The 15,192-nt window shown below is 68.8% G+C and carries 13 protein-coding genes; 8 read left to right on the forward strand and 5 right to left on the reverse strand.

The features are described 5' to 3' along the window. Window positions 1–44: 44 nt before the first annotated feature. Window positions 45–1,532: a hypothetical protein gene (locus BM009_RS17235; RefSeq protein WP_254772339.1), complete on the reverse strand. Its 1,488-nt coding sequence runs from the start codon at window positions 1,530–1,532 to the stop codon at window positions 45–47. 377 nt (window positions 1,533–1,909) lie between these two features. Here BM009_RS17235 and BM009_RS17240 point away from each other — a divergent pair, with 377 nt between their 5' ends. Continuing rightward, window positions 1,910–2,731: a lectin OAA family protein gene (locus tag BM009_RS17240; protein ID WP_093298073.1), complete on the forward strand. Its 822-nt coding sequence runs from the start codon at window positions 1,910–1,912 to the stop codon at window positions 2,729–2,731. A gap of 165 nt (window positions 2,732–2,896) precedes the next feature. Here BM009_RS17240 and lpdA read toward each other — a convergent pair whose 3' ends face one another. The 4 genes from lpdA to BM009_RS17260 all read right to left on the reverse strand — a co-directional run bounded on the left by lpdA (window position 2,897) and on the right by BM009_RS17260 (window position 6,332). Beyond that, complete coding sequence (gene lpdA / locus BM009_RS17245) at window positions 2,897–4,294, reverse strand: dihydrolipoyl dehydrogenase (RefSeq protein WP_093298074.1); 1,398 nt, start codon at window positions 4,292–4,294, stop codon at window positions 2,897–2,899. 101 nt (window positions 4,295–4,395) lie between these two features. Next, a complete protein-coding gene (locus BM009_RS17250) occupies window positions 4,396–4,791 on the reverse strand; it encodes an acyl-CoA thioesterase (RefSeq protein ID WP_093298076.1) in 396 nt (131 codons plus the stop codon). Then, window positions 4,784–5,008, reverse strand: a complete 225-nt coding sequence (locus BM009_RS17255; protein WP_368085934.1) for a hypothetical protein — start codon at window positions 5,006–5,008, stop codon at window positions 4,784–4,786. Before BM009_RS17255 ends, BM009_RS17250 begins: the two co-directional genes overlap by 8 nt. Before the next feature lie 19 nt (window positions 5,009–5,027). Continuing rightward, the gene (locus BM009_RS17260) at window positions 5,028–6,332 is read right to left on the reverse strand and encodes a pyruvate dehydrogenase complex dihydrolipoamide acetyltransferase (protein ID WP_093298079.1); all 1,305 of its coding nucleotides are present in this window, start codon (window positions 6,330–6,332) and stop codon (window positions 5,028–5,030) included. Between the two features lie 130 nt (window positions 6,333–6,462). On the opposite strand from BM009_RS17260, the gene BM009_RS17265 reads away from it, so the two are divergent. The 7 genes from BM009_RS17265 (at window position 6,463) to BM009_RS17295 (ending at window position 15,180) form a co-directional block, all read left to right on the forward strand. Further along, complete coding sequence (locus BM009_RS17265; RefSeq protein WP_093298081.1) at window positions 6,463–6,918, forward strand: universal stress protein; 456 nt, start codon at window positions 6,463–6,465, stop codon at window positions 6,916–6,918. Between the two features lie 40 nt (window positions 6,919–6,958). After that, window positions 6,959–8,260 carry a M20/M25/M40 family metallo-hydrolase gene (locus tag BM009_RS17270; RefSeq protein ID WP_093298082.1) on the forward strand — a complete coding sequence of 434 codons (1,302 nt, stop codon included), beginning with the start codon at window positions 6,959–6,961 and terminating at the stop codon, window positions 8,258–8,260. Window positions 8,261–8,327: 67 nt separating this feature from the next. Continuing rightward, complete coding sequence (locus BM009_RS17275; RefSeq protein WP_175488105.1) at window positions 8,328–9,050, forward strand: response regulator; 723 nt, start codon at window positions 8,328–8,330, stop codon at window positions 9,048–9,050. Beyond that, window positions 9,047–10,381: an ATP-binding protein gene (locus BM009_RS17280; protein ID WP_093298085.1), complete on the forward strand. Its 1,335-nt coding sequence runs from the start codon at window positions 9,047–9,049 to the stop codon at window positions 10,379–10,381. Before BM009_RS17275 ends, BM009_RS17280 begins: the two co-directional genes overlap by 4 nt. 112 nt (window positions 10,382–10,493) lie before the next feature. Further along, complete coding sequence (locus BM009_RS17285; RefSeq protein WP_093298086.1) at window positions 10,494–11,591, forward strand: Gfo/Idh/MocA family protein; 1,098 nt, start codon at window positions 10,494–10,496, stop codon at window positions 11,589–11,591. A gap of 11 nt (window positions 11,592–11,602) precedes the next feature. Beyond that, entirely contained in the window at window positions 11,603–13,837 is a 2,235-nt protein-coding gene (locus BM009_RS17290; RefSeq protein WP_093298088.1) for a glycoside hydrolase family 3 N-terminal domain-containing protein, read from the forward strand. Beyond that, the gene (locus BM009_RS17295; RefSeq protein ID WP_093298089.1) at window positions 13,837–15,180 is read left to right on the forward strand and encodes a GntT/GntP/DsdX family permease; all 1,344 of its coding nucleotides are present in this window, start codon (window positions 13,837–13,839) and stop codon (window positions 15,178–15,180) included. Before BM009_RS17290 ends, BM009_RS17295 begins: the two co-directional genes overlap by 1 nt. The last annotated feature ends 12 nt before the right edge of the window (window positions 15,181–15,192 follow it).

Below are 15,192 nucleotides of genomic sequence, written 5' to 3' on the forward strand. Positions count from 1 at the left end.
AGGGGATGCATGCCATGGATTCTACTCCGACTAAAGTGGGCAGTTCAGAGCGGCGGCAGCGCCGGCGGCAGGATCCAGCGGGCGACGATCACCACCGCCGCGACGGCCACGACGCCGAGCACCGCGACCAGCACGCGCTGCGGCGGTGGCCGGGTGCCGCTGGCGGCGAGCAGCGCCAGACCGGCAGCGAGCACGCCCCAGACATGGTAGCGATAGTCCGAGGCGACCCCGACCGCGCCGAACGCCAGCTCGGTGAGGATCGCCGAGAGCGCCAGCGTCACCGCGACGCCACCCGCGCCGTCGCGCGCGGGCCAGCTGCAGAACAGCACGCCGATCGCCGCCGCGAACCACAGGATCGGGGCGCCCGCCGCGCTGCTCGCCAGCGTATAGCCCAGCTTCTGGAAGCCGTTGATCCGCTTGTCGGGCGAGCCGAGCCCGATCGTGTTGGGCTCGGAGCGCGCCAGCGGCCCGGTGCCCGGCATGGTGGCGGGCATCCACAGCCGCATCTCGCTGTTCCAATGCGCGATCCGGTGCTCGGCATAGGCGAGCGGATGGGTGGCAATGGCTTCGATCCAGGCGCTGCGCAACTTGCTGCCGGGCGCGGCACGCTGGAGCGTATCGACGATATAGCCGCAGGCCTTTTCGTCGCCGATCGGATCCCAAAGGATCGGGGTGAGGCAGCCCCTGGCCTCGGCGCGATGCCATAGCCGGGCGGGTACCTGCGGCACTGCCTGCGGACCGGCATGGCGCGCGATGCCGGCGAGATCGAACAGCGGCAGCGAGCGCTCGACCCCGCTCGGCGCGGCGTGCAGCAGCCGCTGGTTGATCGGGGTGAGTACGGCGATCACCGCCGCGGTCGCCGCCACCACCAGCACCAGCTGGAAGCGCGGCCGCTCCCACCGCCAGCCGCCGAGCAGTCCGAAGGCCAGCGGCACGGTGGCGAAGGCGGCGTTGAAGCGCACCAGCGTGGCATAGCCGAGCAGTATCAGCACCAGCACCGCCGCCCAGAGCGGCAGCCGCCGGTCGTCGAGCCGCCACCAGCTCGCCAGGCCCACCGCGGCGAGGATCGCGCCGGCCATCTGCCCGTCCTTGAGCACCGCGACTTGCCAGCCGAGGATCGGCGGCCAGATCCCGAGCAGCAGCACGAGGAGCGCCGCGATCGATTGTCCTCGCCGGGCAAGCGCGCCGGCGAAGAATGCCAGGCCGCTCCAGTAGAGCAGCAGCTGCAGCGCGAACATCGGCGCTTGCCCGCGCCAGCCAGCCCCATGGAACACAGCCCACAGCCGCGCCATCGCCGGCGGATGCCAGTCGTCATATTGGCCGTGCAGCACCTGCTGATATTGGACGACGCTGTCGTAGCTGGCGACGCCCGGCCAGAAAAAGGCGAGGGTGACGCCCGCGAGCAGGACCGCGACGATCAGCGCCGAAAGCGCCTTGCGGCGGGTGCCCACCGGCCGACGCTGCAACGCCCGCCCGCCCCGGCCGCGCGGCGATCCGCCAAAGGCCTGGGAACGCGAGCGGTACATGGTCATCGAGCGGCTTTCCTGGCGGACAAGGGCGGAGTGCCGCGCGACTCTAGGAGCGAACCTCCTGCGACGCCAGCGCGCGCCCTCGCGTGGGAAGGGCGATTCGTCGGCTGAGCATCGGTCTAAAATTGCGTAGAGTATTTCGGCAGATGGTCTCGGAGGCTGCCAAGTGTGCAAAGTGCTTATTGCGAAGTAATGCAAGTAGCGTAAAATGAACATGCGGCAGCGAGTCGTCACTGCCGCGGGGTGGCAAAACAACGATAAAACAACCATTGGAAGCAGAGTTGGCCATAAGTGCCAGGTCTGTTTGCAGTCGTTTGCACTCGACGCCGCTCGTGCATGGTGGGCGGCGGCCGAATGCATGATCTGGCAGGAGAGGAACAATGACGGTATTTGCAGTCCAGAATCAATGGGGCGGCAGCGGTGCGCCCTGGCACGAAGGCGGCATCTTCAATATCGGCAACCGCGCCGACCAGCGCCCGATCGCGCTGAAGATCCAGTCGGGCGACGGCGGGCATAGTTTCACCGGCACGATGACCTATCAGGGCGAGGGCCCGATCGGCGTGCGCGCGACGCTGGTGACGACCAACACCTATCGTGTGGAGAATCAGTGGGGTGGCTCCGGCGCGCCCTGGCACGATGCCGGCCTGTTCCTGCTCGGCGCGCGCAACGGCCAGAACGCGGTTGCGTTCGATCTCCACTCGAACGACCAGGGGCAGACGCTCACCGGCACGATGCGTTATCAGGGCGAGGGCGACATCGGCGTCAAGGCCGCGGTTTCCGACGGCGTGGCCTATGACGCGCAGAACCAGTGGGGCGGTGATCACGCGCCGTGGCATCCGGGCGGCCTATGGGTTCTCGGCTGCCGCCCGCAGCAGGCGGTCGTGGCGATCGACGTCTCCAGCGGCGATGCCGGCAAGACGCTGGCGGGGACGATCACCTACAAGGGCGAGGGCCCGATCGGCTTCCGCGGCACGCTGATCATGGCCAATACCTACAGCGTGGTGAACCAGTGGGGCGGCAACGACCAGCCCTGGCATCCTGGCGGCACCTGGGTGCTGGGCTGCCGCACCAATCAGGGCGTGGTGGCGATCAACGCCAAGGGCAATGGCGTCGAGCTCGATGGTACCATGACCTATCAAGGCGAAGGCTCGATCGGGCTGGAACTCGAACGCGCGTCGCAGCAGGCGCTCGCCGAGGCCTGAGGGCCGCGCCCGGCTGCGAAGTCGGGCTTGCCTCGATGTGATCCCCCGCATCGGGGCCGGCAGGGCGGCGCGACGGCGCGGCCCGAAACGGCTCCGGCCCGGTGAGTGCCCGGGCCGGAGCTTGTTTTCTGGAAGGCGGGCGGCGCGGGGTGCGCCGCCGCCGATTTAGATGTGCAGCGCGCGGCCGTAGGCGCCCAGCACGGCTTCGTGCATCGTCTCGCTGATCGTCGGGTGCGGGAACACCGTTTCCATCAGCTCGGCCTCGGTCAGCTCGCCGGTCTTGCCGATCGTGTAGCCCTGGATCATCTCGGTCACTTCCGCGCCGATCATGTGCGCGCCAAGAAGCTCGCCGGTCTTGGCGTCGAACACCGTCTTCACGAAGCCCTCGGCCTCGCCCAGCGCGATCGCCTTGCCGTTGCCGATGAACGGGAAGTTGCCGACCTTGACCTCATAGCCGGCTTCCTTGGCCTTGGCTTCGGTAAGGCCGACGCTGGCGATCTGCGGGTGGCAATAGGTGCAGCCCGGGATGTTGCGGACGTCCATCGCGTGCGGGTGGCCGCCGTTGATCGCTTCCACCGCGATCACGCCCTCATGGCTGGCCTTGTGCGCAAGCCAGGGCGGCGCGGTGACGTCGCCGATCGCCCACAGGCCGTCGACATTGGTGCGGCAGGCGGCGTCGGTGACGATATGGCCGCGCTCGGTCTTCACGCCCAGCGTCTCGAGCCCGATATTCTCGGTGTTGGGCACGATGCCGATCGCGACGATGACGTGGCTGAATTCCTCGACGGTGACCTTGCCGTCCTTGCCCTTGATCGACGCCTTCACGCCGGTGGCGGTGACGTCGAGCTTGTCGACGCCGGTCTGGGTGAGGATCGTCATCCCCTGCTTCTTGAACGCCTTCTCCAGATGCGCGGAGATGTCCTTGTCTTCCACCGGCACGATCCGGTCGAGCATCTCGACGATGGTGACGTTCGCGCCCATGTCGTTGTAGAAGCTGGCGAACTCCACGCCGATCGCGCCCGAGCCGATGACCAGCAGCTTGGTCGGCATCTCGCTCGGCGTCATCGCGGTGCGATAGGTCCAGATGCGCTCGCCGTCGGCCTTGGCGAAGGGCAGGTCGCGGGCGCGCGCGCCGGTGGCGACGATGATGTTCTTCGCTTCCAGCTCGGTCTTCTTGCCGTCCGCCGCGGTGACGGTCAGCTTGCCCTTCGCGGTCAGCACGCCGGTGCCCATGTGGACGGAGATCTTGTTCTTCTTCATCAGGTGCGTGACGCCCTGATTGAGCTGCTTGGCGACGCCGCGCGAGCGCTTCACCACCGCGTCCAGATCGGCGCTGATCTGGTTGGCGATGAGGCCGTAATCCTTGGCGTGCTGCATATAGTGGAAGATTTCCGCCGAGCGCAGCAGCGCCTTGGTAGGGATGCAGCCCCAGTTGAGGCAGATGCCGCCGAGCAGCTCGCGCTCGACGATGGCGGTCTTCAGGCCCAGCTGGGCCGCCCGGATCGCCGCGACATAGCCGCCGGGGCCCGAGCCGAGAACGATGAGGTCGTAGGATTCAGCCAAGACTTGCTTCCTTCTGCTCCCTTCCCATCGGCAGGGGAGGGCTGGGGAGTACATAATGCGGCGCCGGCGAATTGCATGATCGCCCGGCTTCCGCGGGTGCGTTACGCGATCTGTTCTACCGGCCGCGGGCGCTTTTCGGCGTCGATCGCGACGAACACGAACTGCGCCTGGGTAACGAGGCAGCTTTCCTCGACATGCCGGCCGCGGCGCCAAGCCTGGACCTCGATGGTCATCGAGGTGCGGCCGACCTTGACGAGCTCGGCAAAGACCGAAACCTCGTCGCCGACCGCGACGGGGGAGTGGAACTTCATCCCCTCCACCGCCACCGTGACCGCGCGGCCGCGCGAATAGCGCGAGGCGAACAGCCCCGCGGCCATGTCCATCTGGCTCATCAGCCAGCCGCCGAAGATGTCGCCATAGGGATTGGTATCCGCCGGCATCGTCGTCACCCGGATCGCCGGCTGGCGATCGGGCGGGCCGCCCTGTTGATCAATCATCCTGTCGACCCTTGCTGCTGAAGCGACGGAGCGTTTCGCGATCCTGCGCATAGGCCCGCCGGAGCGGGCCGATGCCCATCGCCACCACCGCCACCATCGCGACATAGGCGACCAGCCAGATGTCGTGGGTGGCGCGGCGGTACGACCAGGCGGCGAGCGACGCGATGATCCACGCCGCGATCAACCCGACCACGATATGGATGACTTCTACAAGCACGCGCACCGCCCGGCTCCGATCAGGCGATCATGCCCATCGGGCCTTCGACGAGTTCCTTGAAGATCTTCATCATCTCGGCCCCGTCGGCACCGTCGATGGCGCGATGGTCGAAGCTGCCCGTGGCGCTCATCACGGTCGCCACGCCGAGCGCGTCGTCAATGATGTACGGGCGCTTCTCGCCCGCGCCGATCGCCATGATCATGCCCTGGGGCGGGTTGATGACCGCTTCGAACTGCTTGATGCCGTACATGCCCATGTTGGACAGGCTGGCGGTGCCGCCCTGATATTCCTGCGGCTGCAGCTTGCCCTCCCGGGCACGGGCGGCGAGGTCCTTCATCTCGGTCGCGATGGCCGAGACGCTCTTGTTCGCCGCGTCCTTGACGATCGGGGTGATCAGGCCGGTCGGAGTCGACACCGCGACCGACACGTCGGCGCGGCTGTACTTGATCAGCTTGTCGCCGGTGAAGGTGACGTTGCACTTGGGCGTACGCGCCAGCGCGACACCCAGCGCCTTGATCAGCAGATCGTTGACCGACAGCTTCACGCCGCGCGCCTCGAGCGCCTTGTTGAGCTCGCCGCGCAGCTTGAGCAGGGCGTCGAGGCGGATGTCGACCGTGAGGTAGATGTGCGGGACGGTCTGCTTCGACTCGGTGAGGCGACGCGCGATCGTCTTGCGGATGTTCGAGAGCTTCTCTTCCTCGTGCGGGATCGAGTCGTCGAACCAGACGGCCTTGGTCTCGGCGGGTGCAGCGGCCGGAGCAGCCGTCGGAGCCGGGGCAGCAACGGCGGCGGCCGGTGCGGCAACCGGGGCAGCGCCGGGCTTGGCGCCCTCGACGTCGGCCTTGACGATGCGGCCGTTCGGGCCGGTGCCGCTCACGCCGGCGAGATCGACACCCTTGTCGGCGGCGATGCGGCGGGCCAGCGGGCTCGCCTTGACGCGCGAACCGGAAGCTGCGGCGGGCTGCGCCGCCGGGGCAGGGGCCGGAGTCGGCGTGGAAGCAGGTGCGCTTGCGGCCGGTGCCGGCGCGGGCGCAGGGGTCGGGCTCGGCGCGGGGGCGGCGGTGGCGGACGATGCGTCCTCGCCTTCGCCGGCCATCACCGCGATCACGGTGCCGACCTTTACGTTATCGGTGCCTTCGGCGATCATGATCTTCCCGATCACGCCTTCGTCGACCGCTTCGAATTCCATCGTCGCCTTGTCGGTTTCGATCTCGGCAAGCAGGTCGCCGGATTTCACCGTGTCGCCTTCCTTGACGAGCCACTTGGCAAGCGTGCCCTCCTCCATGGTGGGAGAAAGTGCCGGCATCTTGATTTCGATTCCCATGAAGGTTCCCGTCGTTGGTCCTGGGGGTGGCTGGCCCCTCCTTTGCCGCCGCAGTCCCTAGGGTCAAGCCCCGCTCTTGCGCTGCGGCCCGTGCCGGTCCACGTAACGCAGGATTGCAAGGAAGGCCCCCATGCGCACCTATCTGGTGGTGATCGACGATTCGCCCGAGGCCGAAATCGCGCTGCGCTTCGCCGCACGGCGCGCGAGCAAGACCGGCGGCAATGTCGAAATCCTGGCGCTGATCCCGCCCGCCGAGTTCGTCCAATGGGGCGGCGTGATGGCGACGATCGAGGAGGAAGCGCGCGAACGCGCCGAGGCGCTGGTGATGCGCGCGGCGGGCACGCTGTTCAGCGAATCCGGCCTCACCCCGTCGATCACCGTCCGGGAAGGGGATGGCCCGAAGGTGGTGCGCGAGATGCTGGCGGCCAATGGCGACATCGCCGCGCTGGTGCTGGGCGCCGCGCCGAGCGGGCCGCCGGGCAAGCTGGTCGCGCACTTCACCGGTGCGGATTCGGGCAAGCTCACCGTGCCGGTGATGATCATCCCGGGCTCGCTCGACATGGATGCGATCGACCGACTGAGCTGAGTCGATTGACCGGCGCGGCCGGGCACGTCAGCATAAGCCCATGCGCATCCTAGCTCTTTTGCCGCTCGCCCTGCTCGCTACCCCCGCTCTCGCGCAGGATCGCCCCGATCCGCAGCGGTTGAAGGCCAGCGTCGAAAAGCTGGTCAGCTTCGGGACGCGGCACACGCTGTCCGATCCCGACAACCCGACGCGCGGCATCGGCGCGGCGCGGCGCTGGTTCGGCGGCGAACTCACGAAGATCGGCGCGGCCTGTGGCGGCTGCATCGAGACCAGCGAGGTCGCGCGGGAGTTCAAGGGGCCGCGCGCGCCCAATGGCGTGCGGATCGTCGACGTTCTCGGCATCCAGCGCGGCAGCGAGCCCAATCGCGTGGTGATCGTGATGGGCCATATCGACAGCCGCGTCACCGACGTGATGAACACCACCGCCGATGCCCCCGGCGCCAATGACGATGCCTCGGGCGTCGCGCTGGTGCTTGAGTCGGCGCGGCTGCTGTCGAAGCACAAGTTCAAGGCGACCATCGTCTATGCCGCGCTCTCGGGGGAGGAGCAGGGGCTCTATGGCGGGCAGTTGCTGGCGGAGACGGCCAAGGAACGCGGCTGGACCGTCTCGGCGGTGCTCAACAACGACATCGTCGGCAACACGATCGGTCAGGACGGCCGGCGCGTTGCGGACCGCGTCCGCGTTTTCTCCGAAGGTGCGCGCGACTCCGAAAGCACGGCGGAGGGCAAGGCGCGCCGCGCCGATGGCGGCGAGGATGACGGCCCCAGCCGTGCGCTCGCCAAGGCGATCCGCGGGATCGCGGCCTCGGACAAGGCGGGGCTGAAGGTGCTGATGGTGCGCCGTCCGGACCGCTTCGGGCGCGGCGGGGATCACTCGCCCTTCCTGACACTTGGCTTTCCGGCGGTGCGGTTCTCGGTCGGCGTGGAGAATTACGACGCGCAGCACCAGGATCTGCGCACCGAAGGCGGCAAGGTCTATGGCGACACGGTCGACCGGATGGACTTCCCCTATCTCGCCAAGGTCACCGCGCTCAACGTCGCGACGCTGCGCCGCCTCGCCAGCGCCCCTGCCGCGCCCGAGCCGGTGATCCTCAGCGGCGCGCTCGCCACCGACACCACGGTGAAATGGCCGGCAGTCGCCGGCGCGGCCAAGTACCGCGTCTACTGGCGCTCCGCCGACAGCGATGCCTGGACCAGCCATGTCGACGTGGCCGGCGACAAGACCGAAACCGCGCTGAAGGGCATCATTGTCGACGATACCTTCGTCGGCGTCGCGGCGCTGGCAGCGGACGGGGCGGAGAGCCTGGTCAGCTTCGGCGCGCGGCCGGTGCGCGAACGTTGAACCTTGGGGCACATGGGTCCATAGGGCCCTCAGCGGGGGCTACATGGTACAAGAGTCGAGTTTGAGTATGGCAACCCATCCCGCTTTCGACGATCCCGCGACGCTGCTGGTGGTCGATGACGACCGCGACATCCGCCTTCTCCTCGCCAACAGCCTCGGCGCCCGCGGCTACCGCGTCGAGACGGCGTCGAGCGCGCGCGACATGGACGTGATCCTCGAGAAGATGCCGGTCGACGTGGTGATCCTCGACGTGATGATGCCGGGCGAGGACGGGCTCTCCGCCTGCCGCCGCATCGCCACCGCCGACGGCCCCGACGTGATCCTGTTGAGTGCGCTGGGCGAGGAGCAGGACCGGATCCTCGGGCTCGAAGTCGGCGCCGGCCATTATCTGCCCAAGCCGTGCAGCCCGCGCGAGATCCTTGCGACGGTGCGCGCGGCGCTGCGCAAGCGCGGCACCACCGCGGCGCCGCCGGCGGGCGATGTCTACACCTTCGAAGGCTGGCGGATCGACCTGGGCAGCCACGAGCTGTTCGATCCCGAGGGCGTGCTGGTCGGCCTCACCGACGGCGAGTTCGCGGTGCTGCGCGTGTTCATCGAGCGCCCGCGCCGGGTGCTGACCCGCGAGGCGCTACTCGCCGCCGCGCGCGGTCCGGATTCGGATGCCTATGACCGCGCGATCGACGTGCAGGTCAGCCGGCTGCGGCGCAAGCTGCGCTCGGGCGCCGACGAGATCATCCGCACCGTGCGCAACGAAGGCTATCTGTTCGTCCCCCGCGTGACGCGCGCATGAGCAAGGGAACGGCGGCATCCCGCTCGCCGCTGTTCCTGCGCATCTTCGTGCGGATGCTCGCCTGCGTGGCGGTAGTGCAGCTGCTCAATTTCGGGCTGCTGTTCGCGGTCCAGACGCCCAATCCGAAGCTGCACACCGTCGGGCAGATCGTCCAGGCGATGCGCAATCCCGCGGCGGCACCCGACGGGTTCGAAGTGGTGCGCGCGCCCGCGGTGGAGCGCCAGCCCTGGAACCCGCGCGTCGAGCGGACCGAAGTCGCGCTGGCGACTGCGCTCGGCGTCCCGCACGATCAGGTGATCTTGCGCTTCCCCGTCGGCTTCCTGCAGCGCCCGCAGGTCTATAACCGTGCCGGCCTGCCGCCGGCGCCGGCCCCCGCCAGTGCCGCCGCGGCGCAGGACGTGGTCGTCACCGGCGGGTTCCAAGCATCGATGAAGCTGCCCGATGGCAGCTGGCGGACGGTGTCGCCGGGCGAGGGGCTGGAGCCCTGGCGCCTGTTCGTCATCGTCTGGCTGGTCCTGTCGGCGCTGGCGGCTGCCGTCTTCGCCTGGGCGATGGCGCAGCGCTTCGCCCGGCCGATCGGCGCCTTTGCCCGCGCCGCCGAGCGGCTGGGCCGCGATCCGCGCGCGCCCCCGATCGAACTCGACGGCCCGGCCGAGATCGCCGAGGCCGCCCGCGCGTTCAACGACATGCAGGCGCGGCTCAACCGTTATGTCGACGATCGCGCGACGATGATCGCGGCGGTGGCGCACGATCTGCGCACGCCGCTGATGCGGCTGGGGCTGCGCGTCGAGGATGCCGATCCGGGCATCCGCGCCGCCTGCGAAGGCGATATCCGCGAGATGCAGGCGATGATCTCGGCGGTGATGGCCTATGTCCGCGACAGCAGCCGCATCGGCGTGCGCCGCCCGCTCGATCTGCGCTCGCTCGCCGAGACGGTGGTCGACGACGCGGCCGATCGCGGCGCCGACGTCAGCCTGGAACTGGGCGACCCGGTGGTCATCGAGGCCGATCCAGTGGCGCTCAAGGCGATGCTGGCCAATCTGGTCGGCAACGCGGTCAAATATGCCGGCGGTGCCGAGCTGCTGCTGTCGGCGCGCGACCATGAGGCGGTGATCACGGTGCGCGACCGCGGGCCGGGAATCCCCGACGAGGATATGGAGCGGGTGTTCGACCCCTTCTTCCGCGGCGAGCGCTCGCGCAACCGCGATACCGGCGGCATGGGGCTGGGCCTCGCCAGCGCCCGGGCGACGGCGCGGGCGCATGGCGGGGACATCACGCTGCACCGGCGCAGCGGCGGGGGGCTGTGCGCCACCGTCACGCTTCCGCTTTGATTTCAGCCGCTTCCATATACGACCCCGAGCTACTGGCCCGCCCTCCCCATTGTTGATACCGCTGTCGGCCGTGCGGCACCCAATGCCGCCGGGGACGAGGAGGACGAGGATCATGGGAACACGACGCGACGTGCTCGGCGGGATCGGCGCCGGGGTCTTGGCCAGTTCGCTCGGCGGATCGGCGGCGCAGGCGGCGCCCAAGCGCAAGCTTGGCTATGCAATCGTCGGCCTGGGCTATTACGCCACCAAGCAGATCATGCCCAACCTCAAGGACTGCGAGTTCGCCGAGCTCAAGGCGCTGGTGAGCGGCACCCCCGCCAAGCTGGAGAAATACGGCGCCGAATACGGCATCCCCAAGACCCATCAGTACAGCTATGAAACCTATGACCGGATCCGCGACAATCCGGACATCGACATCGTCTATGTCGTGCTGCCGAACAGCATGCACGCCGAATACACGATCCGCGCGCACCAGGCCGGCAAGCATGTGATGTGCGAGAAGCCGATGGCGGTCTCGGTCGCCGAATGCCAGGCGATGATCGCCGCGGCGAAGAAGGCCGGCAAGAAGCTGATGATCGGCTATCGCTGCCATTTCGAGCCGTACAACCTCAAGGCGATCGAGACGGTGAAGTCCGGCGCGCTCGGCAAGCCGACGCTGATCTTCGCCGAGCACGGCTTCTACGCCTCGCCCAACCAATGGCGGCTCGACAAGGCGCTGTCCGGCGGCGGGTCGATGATGGACATCGGCATCTACAGCCTCAATGCGGCGCGCTATCTCTCCGGTGAGGAGCCGGTCGAGGTGACCGCGATGGAATATACCGATCGCAGCGACCCGCGCTTCAAGGCGGTGGAGGACCGGATCGACTGGCAGTTCCGCTTTCCCAGCGGGCTGATCGCCGATTGCGTGTCGAGCTACAGCTCGAACCACAATCACTACCGCGTCACCGGCCAGAGGGGCTGGGTCGAGCTGGAGCCCGCCACCAATTACGAGGGGCAGGAGATGTGGACCCGGATCGGCGGCAAGCGCGAGCAGGTCGTGCTGCCCAAGCCCGCCAAGAACCAGTTCGTCCGCCAGCTCGACCATCTGCCCGAATGCATCATGAGCGGGCGCGAGCCGATCGTCTCGGGCGAGGAAGGGCTGCGTGACATGCGGCTGATCGAGGCGATCTACCGCGCGGCGCGCGAACACCGGGCGATCACGCTGGCATGAAGAACGGACGGATGAATCGGCGCAATGTACTGGCGGCGGGCGCGATGCTCGCCGCTTCTGCCTGGACCCCGCTAGCCCGTGCGGCGCGACCGCTGGGCGCCGACCACCGCGCGCGTATCCAGGCGCTGCTCGGCCAGATGACGCTGGCCGAGAAGGTCGGGCAGATGAACCAGATCGCCGGCGGGCGGCAGAAGTCGCTTAACTCCAAGCTCGATGCGGCGATGCTCGACCGGGTGCGCAAGGGCGAGATGGGCTCGTTCCTCCACGTCGCCGGCGCCGAGCCGCTGCGCGACCTGCAGCGCGTCGCGGTGGAGGAATCGCGGCTCAAGATCCCGCTGCTCTTCGCGATGGACGTGATCCACGGCTATCGCACCATCCTGCCGGTGCCGCTGGCGCTGGCGGCGAGCTGGGACCCCAAGGTAGCAGAACAGGCCGCGCGGATCGCGGCGGAAGAGGCCTGGGCGGCGGGGCTCCACTGGACCTTCACGCCGATGGTCGACGTGGCGCGTGATCCACGCTGGGGCCGCGTGGTCGAAGGCGCGGGCGAGGATGCCTATCTCGGCTCCCGCATCGCCGAGGCGCAGGTCGCCGGCTTCCAGGGCGCCGATCTCGGCAAGGGCATGCGGATGATGGCCTGCGCCAAGCATTTCGTCGGCTATGGCGCGGCGGAAGGCGGCCGCGACTATGACAGCGCGGAAGTGGGCTCGCGGACGCTCAACGAAGTCTATCTGCCGCCCTTCCATGCGGCGGCGCGGGCAGGCGCGGGCAGCTTCATGACCGCGTTCAATGCGCTCGACGGCGTGCCGATGACCGCCAATGCCGATCTGGTCCGCGGCTTCCTCCGTGCGCAATGGCATTATCAGGGGTTGGTGGTAAGCGACTGGAACGCGATCCGCGAGCTGGTCAACCACGGCATCGCCGCCGACGCGCGCGAAGCGGCGGTGCTGGCGCTCAAGGCAGGCGTCGACATGGACATGGCGAGCGGCAGCTATGCGACCTACCTCGCCGAAGCCGCGACGGCGGACGCTTCTCTCGTGCCGCTGATCGACGAGGCGGTCGGGCGCATCCTTGCCACCAAGGCGCGCCTGGGGCTGTTCGACGATCCTTATGGCTTCGGCGATCCGGCGCGCGACAAGGCGCCGCTGCGGCGGAGCGAGGCACGGGACCTCGCCAAGCGCTCGGTAGTGCTGCTGCGCAACGAAGGCGCGGTGCTGCCGCTCAAGCCGGGCGCCAAGCTCGCGCTGATCGGCGCGCTGGCGGACGATGCCTCCTCCGCGATCGGTTCGTGGCGCGCGCGGGGGCAGCCGACGGATGCGGTGACGCTCAAGGCGGCGCTGGCCGGTGCGGACTATCAGCCGGGCACCGATGTCGCGGCGGCGGTCGAGGCCGCCAAGCGCGCGGACGTGGTGCTCGTCGCGCTCGGCGAGGATTTCAACCGCACCGGCGAGGCGCGCAGCTATGCGGAGATCGGCTTGCCCGACGGGCAGGCGGCGCTGCTGGAGGCGCTGAAGGGCACCGGCAAGCCGATCGTCGCCATCCTGATGGGCGGCCGTCCGCTCGCGCTCGAACGCGAGCTGACCGGCGTGCCTGCGGTGCTCCAGACTTGGCTGCTCGGCATCGAGAGCGGGCCGGCGATCGCGGAAATCTTCACCGGCAAGGCCGCCCCCGGCGGTCGCCTGCCGATCGGCATGCCGCGCAGGACCGGCCAGTCGCCGCAGAGCTATGCGCACCTGCCCACCGGCCGCCCGGCCAATCCGGACCTGGCGGTGGACAGCGCGCGCTATCACGATACCGAGATCGGCCCGCTCTTCGCCTTCGGCCACGGCCTCACCTATGGCGAGATCGTCTATGGCCCGCTGACGCTGAGCGCCGAGACGCTCGCCCCCGGCGGCCGGATCATCGCCTCGGTGCAGGTCACCAATCGCGGCACCATGGCGGTGGAAGAAGTGGTGCAGCTCTACGCCAACGATCCCGTCGCATCGGTCTCGCGACCGGTGGCGGAGCTGCGCGGTTTCGCCCGCGTGGCCCTGAATCCAGGCCAGAGCCGCATTGTCCGCTTCACCCTTACCCCCGAGCAGTTCGCCTTCTGGCGGGACGGCAAGTGGATCGTCGAGGCCGGTGACATCCGGCTGATGGCCGGCGCCTCGTCAGCCGACCTGAAGAGCGAAGCCAAGTTCCGCGTCACCGCTGGCGCGGAGGGGCAGGTGCCTGCCGCGTCGCTTGCGACCAAGGTGGAGGTCGCGTGATGGGCGAGCCCTGGCATACGCTGCTCATCGTCGCGGGCAGCATCGCGACGGTCATCCTGCTGGTGCTGCGCCTCAAGCTCCAGCCCTTCGTCGCGCTGTTGCTGGTCGCGCTGGCGACCGGCCTCGTCTTCGGCAACGATCCCCAGGCGGTGATCGCGGCGATCAAGAAGGGGACCGGCGAAGCGCTCGGCTCGGTCGCGGTGGTGATCGGGCTCGGCGCGGTACTCGGCGGGATGCTGGAGGCGTCGGGCGGCGTGCAGGCGATCGCGCGGCGGCTGCTCGACCTGTTCGGGCAGAAACGCGTGCCTTGGGCGCTGACCGCGATCGGCATCCTCATCGGCGTGCCTTTGTTCTTCGATGTCGCCTTCATCATTCTCGCGCCGCTGCTTACCACGCTGGCGGTGCGGGCGGAGCGGCGCGTCACCTATTTCGCGCTGCCGTTGCTCGCGGGCCTGATGACGATGCACGCGCTGCTGCCGCCGCATCCGGGGCCCGTCGCGGTCGCCGAACTGCTCCATACCGATTATGGGCGGATGGCGCTCTATGGCCTGATCTGCGGCATCCCCTCGGCGATCCTTGCCGGCCCCGTGTTCGCCAAGCTGGCGCATGGCGCGCCCGGCTATGGCGCGATCGGTGCGCCGCCGATGCTCGACGAAGGCGCGCCGCAGACCAATGCGGTCGGCTTCGGTCCGGCACTCGCCGCGATGCTGCTGCCGCTGGCGCTGATCCTGATCGGCACGGTGGCGAGCGAGGCGATGGCGCCGGGGCTGGCGCGCTCCACGCTCGTCTTCCTCGGCCACCCCTTCACCGCGCTGATCCTCGCGGTGCTGGCGGCGATGGCGTGGCTGCGCTTCGTGGCGGGGGCGGGGTTCGAGACGCTTTCCAGGATCAGCACCCGCGCGCTGGAGCCCGCGGGCCTGATGGTGCTGATCATCGGTGCTGGCGCGGCCTATAAGGAAGTGCTGATCGACTCGGGCGCGGGCAAGCAGATCACCATGGCGGTGCAGGCAGCGCAGGTGTCGATCCCGGTGTTCGCCTTCCTGCTCTCCGCCTTCGTCCGCGTGGCGCAGGGCTCGGCGACGGTGTCGATGGTGACGGCCGCGGGGCTTGCCGCGCCGCTGATCACCGCGGCCGGGCTGGGGCCGGACCGGATCGCGCTGGTCACCGTCGCGATCGGCGCTGGGGCGACCGTGGCGAGCCATGTCAACGACACCGGCTTCTGGCTGGTGAAGCAATATCTCGGCCTCACCGAAGCGCAGACCTTTCGCAGCTGGACCATCGGTGCCACCATCGCCGGACTGACCAGTTTCGCCATGGCGCTGCTGCTATGGCCGTTCGTCTGAGGGGATCCTGAC

This window comes from Sphingomonas sp. NFR04 (assembly GCF_900114095.1).
Taxonomy (GTDB): domain Bacteria; phylum Pseudomonadota; class Alphaproteobacteria; order Sphingomonadales; family Sphingomonadaceae; genus Sphingomonas.

What these genes read in the sequence shown, in the direction of transcription:
- BM009_RS17235 (WP_254772339.1), bottom strand. Translation starts at nt 1,532, where the DNA reads ATGACCATGTACCGCTCGCGTTCCCAGGCCTTTGGCGGATCGCCGCGC.
- BM009_RS17240 (WP_093298073.1), top strand. Translation starts at nt 1,910, where the DNA reads ATGACGGTATTTGCAGTCCAGAATCAATGGGGCGGCAGCGGTGCGCCC.
- BM009_RS17250 (WP_093298076.1), bottom strand. Translation starts at nt 4,791, where the DNA reads ATGATTGATCAACAGGGCGGCCCGCCCGATCGCCAGCCGGCGATCCGG.
- BM009_RS17260 (WP_093298079.1), bottom strand. Translation starts at nt 6,332, where the DNA reads ATGGGAATCGAAATCAAGATGCCGGCACTTTCTCCCACCATGGAGGAG.
- BM009_RS17265 (WP_093298081.1), top strand. Translation starts at nt 6,463, where the DNA reads ATGCGCACCTATCTGGTGGTGATCGACGATTCGCCCGAGGCCGAAATC.
- BM009_RS17270 (WP_093298082.1), top strand. Translation starts at nt 6,959, where the DNA reads ATGCGCATCCTAGCTCTTTTGCCGCTCGCCCTGCTCGCTACCCCCGCT.
- BM009_RS17275 (WP_175488105.1), top strand. Translation starts at nt 8,328, where the DNA reads ATGGCAACCCATCCCGCTTTCGACGATCCCGCGACGCTGCTGGTGGTC.
- BM009_RS17280 (WP_093298085.1), top strand. Translation starts at nt 9,047, where the DNA reads ATGAGCAAGGGAACGGCGGCATCCCGCTCGCCGCTGTTCCTGCGCATC.
- BM009_RS17285 (WP_093298086.1), top strand. Translation starts at nt 10,494, where the DNA reads ATGGGAACACGACGCGACGTGCTCGGCGGGATCGGCGCCGGGGTCTTG.
- BM009_RS17290 (WP_093298088.1), top strand. Translation starts at nt 11,603, where the DNA reads ATGAATCGGCGCAATGTACTGGCGGCGGGCGCGATGCTCGCCGCTTCT.
- BM009_RS17295 (WP_093298089.1), top strand. Translation starts at nt 13,837, where the DNA reads ATGGGCGAGCCCTGGCATACGCTGCTCATCGTCGCGGGCAGCATCGCG.